The 4,304-nt window shown below is 53.9% G+C and carries 4 protein-coding genes and 1 pseudogene; 3 read left to right on the forward strand and 2 right to left on the reverse strand.

All coding sequences use genetic code 11. The features are described 5' to 3' along the window. A pseudogene (locus K5905_RS28580) lies at window positions 1-203 on the reverse strand (aminotransferase); the annotation flags it as partial. Window positions 204-257: 54 nt separating this feature from the next. Here K5905_RS28580 and K5905_RS28585 point away from each other — a divergent pair. After that, window positions 258-854 carry a gamma-glutamylcyclotransferase gene (locus K5905_RS28585; RefSeq protein ID WP_297590769.1) on the forward strand — a complete coding sequence of 199 codons (597 nt, stop codon included), beginning with the start codon at window positions 258-260 and terminating at the stop codon, window positions 852-854. A gap of 25 nt (window positions 855-879) precedes the next feature. Here K5905_RS28585 and K5905_RS28590 read toward each other — a convergent pair whose 3' ends face one another. After that, window positions 880-1,611, reverse strand: coding sequence for a VIT1/CCC1 transporter family protein (locus K5905_RS28590; RefSeq protein WP_297590772.1), 732 nt, complete (start codon window positions 1,609-1,611; stop codon window positions 880-882). 213 nt (window positions 1,612-1,824) lie between these two features. On the opposite strand from K5905_RS28590, the gene K5905_RS28595 reads away from it, so the two are divergent. Both K5905_RS28595 and K5905_RS28600 read left to right on the forward strand, forming a co-directional pair. Next, on the forward strand, window positions 1,825-3,282 hold the full coding sequence (locus K5905_RS28595) for a M10 family metallopeptidase C-terminal domain-containing protein (RefSeq protein WP_297590774.1): 1,458 nt from the start codon (window positions 1,825-1,827) through the stop codon (window positions 3,280-3,282). 275 nt (window positions 3,283-3,557) lie between these two features. Continuing rightward, on the forward strand, window positions 3,558-4,304 hold a 747-nt coding region (locus tag K5905_RS28600; RefSeq protein WP_297590776.1), incomplete at its 3' end, for a 3-deoxy-7-phosphoheptulonate synthase.

Raw genomic sequence — 4,304 nt, forward strand, 5'->3', positions numbered from 1 at the left:
GAGTCCATTTCCGTCTTCGCCACTGCTGCAGCTTCATAGCCACCGATGCGTGCTTCCAGATCCAGATGATGCTTGACTGCGTCGAGCACCGGCGTTGGGGCAAGGCCCGTTCCGGCATTGTTAAAATGGATCACCTGGCTTACACCGGGCGTGTCTTCCCGCAGGAGCGCTACATCTTGTTGGGAAAGGGACGGGACAATCATGGCAACTCCCAGCTTTGCGGTTGTTCAAAACGACAGAATCAAGACTTGTATCCGATGACGATCACTTATTTTGGTTACGGCTCTCTCGTCAATGTCGACACCATACCGGAAAACACCGAGGTGACCCCTGGGCGCCTTGATGGATGGGTGCGGGAGTGGAAGGTCTGCGGCGAAGGTGCCAACGGCAGAGGGCGGTGTGCACTTTCGGTGCGAAAGAAAGACGGTGTTGAGATCCGGGGAGTGATGGCGCGAGAACCGCGCACACGTTTGGCCGAATTGGAGCAGCGCGAAAAACGCTATTTCAAGGTTGAGGATATCGGCACATCCTTCCGATGCGAAGCTGAAGGCATTCCTGGACCGGAAGAGTTGTTTCTGTTCAAGGCTTCGCCCGAACATCGTCGCTGGGGATCCGAGACCCATCCGATCCTGCAAAGTTACCTGGACTGCGTGCTTGCAGGTTTCTTCCGGCTCTGGGGAGAGGAGGGGATCGACCACTTCCTGCAAACAACCGATGGCTGGCATGTGCCGGTGCTGAAGGACCGGACCAGTCCGCATTATCCAAGAAGCGTCAATCTGGTTCCTGAATTGGCGGATCTCGTCGACCAGAAACTGAGGGAAATCGGTGCCAGTTTCTTAAGCTTAGATGAGTGACGGCAGGCCGAATGTGACGCTCGTGCTACGCCATAAGAGTTTGAAGTCCGTGGCCCGCCAGATAAGCGATTGCAGCGGCGACCATGCCGATTGCCGTTGTTTCCGAGCCGCAGGAGAACCACCCTCTTCGAGACCAGCTCGCCCGTAACGAACCGATTGCGAAAAAGGCAATCGCCGTCAGAACGGTTGCTGCAGCGGCACTTGCTGGCGCAGAAAAAACAAAGGGCAGCAACGGCACCGAGCCAAAGAGAAGAAAAGCCGCAAAGGTGAATAATGCAGCCCTTATGGGGGCTCGGCCAGCATCGGACATGCCATATTCTCCCTGCATCATTGTGTCTATCCAGGCTTCCTTGTTTGAGGCAACCAGCCGGACCATTGTTTCCAGGTCCTCGCCTTCGTACCCCTTGGCGCTGAGGATTTGCCGGATCTCTTCCCGCTCTCCATCCGGTGCCAAAGCGATGTGTTTTTCCTCAATTGCCCGAAGTCGTGCGTAGTCCTCGTTTTCCGATTTTGATCCGCTGTAATTCGCAGCAGCCATCGAAAAACCGTCCGCCAGTAGATTTGCCGTTCCCAGGATCAGGATCACATTCGAGGAAAGTCCGGCACCGACTGACCCCGCGACAATCGCAAATGTCGTCACCGCCCCGTCGATTCCGCCGTAGATCCAGTCCCTGAGATAGCTGGCGTCCGGCCCTGTCGACAGTCTTTTGGCGATGGCTCGGGGGTGGTGGCTGTGTTCCAGACGATTTCGGGACATGGCTGGCATCCTCTCATTGCTGTGGACCCACTTTGTCACGGGATCGCTTGCCCGGCCATGATCCCCCTCAAGTTGATTTCATGACGATTGTCTGCTCCGGGCAAGGCGCAGTTTGATCATTTCTCCGCACATTCGATATTTCCCTTTACGTAAACGTTAGTTTTGATTTAGTTAGGTAGTGTGAAAATTAAAATACAATCTAAGAGGGTGCAAATGTCACTATTTACTTACAAGGGCGAGGAGGCTCTGGGCCTGGTTCGGGATGCGCGCGACCTCATGGTCTACAGCTATCACGGTCTGGAAGACGTATTGGAAAACGGTCTGCAGGCAGAGCAAAAGGCGCGAGAAACGATCGAAGCCAAGGGGTGGACTGTACTGTCACCAGCCGACCTGGGAATTCCGGATGCGAAGATTGACCATAACGGCACTTTTCAGGGAGAGACTTTCAAGTTCAAGGATGCCCAGGCGGACGTCCTGGCAAAATATGATGAAAACGGGAACGTCACTCAGGTCGGTCTGGCAATCCGAGGTACCAGCGGAACGCTCGATAATATCGTGACCGATACAGTCGGAGACGTGGTCGATTATCTTGAGTTTCTTAAAGACGAACCCAACTACGCGGTCGAAGCCTTCGGTAATCTGCTTTCGGCAATCAAATCCTTCATGGAGGCAAGCGATTTAAGCGCGAGCGACTTGATCGTCACGGGGCATTCTCTCGGGGGAGGAGCAGTTACCAACCTGGCAGAGCAGAGCGACACGTTCGCAGATGGCTTTTTTGTTGATGCCGACTATGTCGGTTTTGCATCCCATTATACACCGGAGGACGGTTCAGCCGTTCTGGATAGCGGCGCAGAAATCATAAGTTTCGATTTCGAAAACGATCCCGTCTCGTCAGTAATCGCGGAAGACTGGGTTCACTTGTTCGGGAATGACAAGGATTACGAATACGAAACCAGTAACATTGTCTTTTTCAATGATCTGTATGCGACGCCAGCCTTTTGGGAGGGCGGCAACATTATCAATCCGCTGGCCTGGACGACCCATTTTTCTTCAAACTACGACTTGGCAATCAGTACGATCGCCCATTCTTCGTTTTATGAAGAGATGACACGCGACAGCCTGGTGATTGTATCCGGACTTTCCGATAAAAATCGTAACGATATCTGGGTCGAGGACATCAGGCTTCCATTGGATCCGACCGGGCACTACGGAGATGGTGGTTACATCCTCGGCTCGGAAAACGCAGATCTGCTGGCCGGACAGAGCGGAGATGATGCTCTTGAGGGCTTCTCTGGCAACGACCATCTGAAGGGCCGTGATGGCAATGACCGGCTTTTAGGTGGTTCCGGTGATGACCGATTGGACGGCGGGGAAGGTCGAGACATCATCACCGACGGATCAGGAAGTGATATACTCATCGGCGGCGAGGGGGCTGATACGTTCGTCTTTGTAACGGATGGCGTATGCGATGTGATCGAGGACTTTGAAGTTGGTATCGACAAGATTGACCTCAGTCAGGCGGGAGTTATCTCCTTTGAGGAACTGAGTATTCGCGCAGACGGATGGTGGCAGGATGTTGAAATCTCGTATGGAGATGACCTGATCAAGCTCGATACCGGGATCTGGCCATCGTTGAGCGAATTGAGTGCGGCGGATTTCATGTTCGTTTAGCAAATTGCCTGGTACCGGAGGCCACTTGGCCAACCGGTACAGTACTTGGAGAGGCAATTGGTGACGAAGCCATTCTGAATTCCGATGAACTGATGAAAAAAGTTCAAGGTTTCATGCGATCAAACGATGCATCTTGAGTGGCATTTGCCGGTCAGGGCGTGTATAACGCCGCACGTTTGCTCCAATCGAGGAGCAATATGTGCAGGTTTTTCAAACGCGGGCGATAGTAAAAACGAACATTCGGGAAGGCCCGATCCCGATCAGGAGTAACGAAAATGGCGGAGAAGTGGAGCCCGGACAGCTGGAGATCGAAGCCGATCTTGCAGGTGCCGGAATACCCGGATCAAGAGGCTTTGGCGAGTGTTGAGCAACGCCTTGCAACTTATCCGCCGCTGGTTTTTGCAGGTGAGGCGCGCGCTCTGAAAGCGCAGCTTGCCGACGTTGCAGCCGGAAATGGTTTTCTCCTTCAGGGAGGTGACTGCGCAGAAAGTTTCGCAGAGCATCATCCGGATCACATCCGTGATTTTTTCCGGGTTTTCCTGCAGATGTCCGTCGTTCTGACATACGCGGCCAGCCAGCCTGTGGTTAAGGTCGGTCGGATCGCCGGTCAGTTTGCCAAGCCGCGTTCGTCCAATATTGAGAAAAAGGACGATGTCGAGTTGCCGAGCTATCGCGGTGACATCATCAACGACATCAAGTTCTCCTCGGACAGCCGTATCCCGGACCCCAATCGAATGGCGATGGCTTACCGCCAATCTGCCGCCACCCTGAATCTGTTGCGTGCGTTCGCTCAAGGTGGCTTTGCCAATCTTGACCAGGTGCATCAATGGATGCTCGGCTTCATTACTGACAGTCCGCAGGGGCACCGTTACAAAGAGCTGGCCGACCGGATCACGGAAGCGTTGAATTTCATGCGTGCCTGCGGCATTAACGCCGACAGCGTGCCGCAGTTGCGGTCGACCGATTTCTTCACAAGCCATGAAGCCCTACTGCTGGGCTATGAAGAAGCGCTGACACGCGTC

Source organism: Roseibium sp. (assembly GCF_025698965.1).
Taxonomy (GTDB): Bacteria; Pseudomonadota; Alphaproteobacteria; order Rhizobiales; family Stappiaceae; genus Roseibium.

What these genes read in the sequence shown, in the direction of transcription:
- K5905_RS28595 (WP_297590774.1), top strand. Translation starts at nt 1,825, where the DNA reads ATGTCACTATTTACTTACAAGGGCGAGGAGGCTCTGGGCCTGGTTCGG.
- K5905_RS28590 (WP_297590772.1), bottom strand. Translation starts at nt 1,611, where the DNA reads ATGTCCCGAAATCGTCTGGAACACAGCCACCACCCCCGAGCCATCGCC.
- K5905_RS28585 (WP_297590769.1), top strand. Translation starts at nt 258, where the DNA reads ATGACGATCACTTATTTTGGTTACGGCTCTCTCGTCAATGTCGACACC.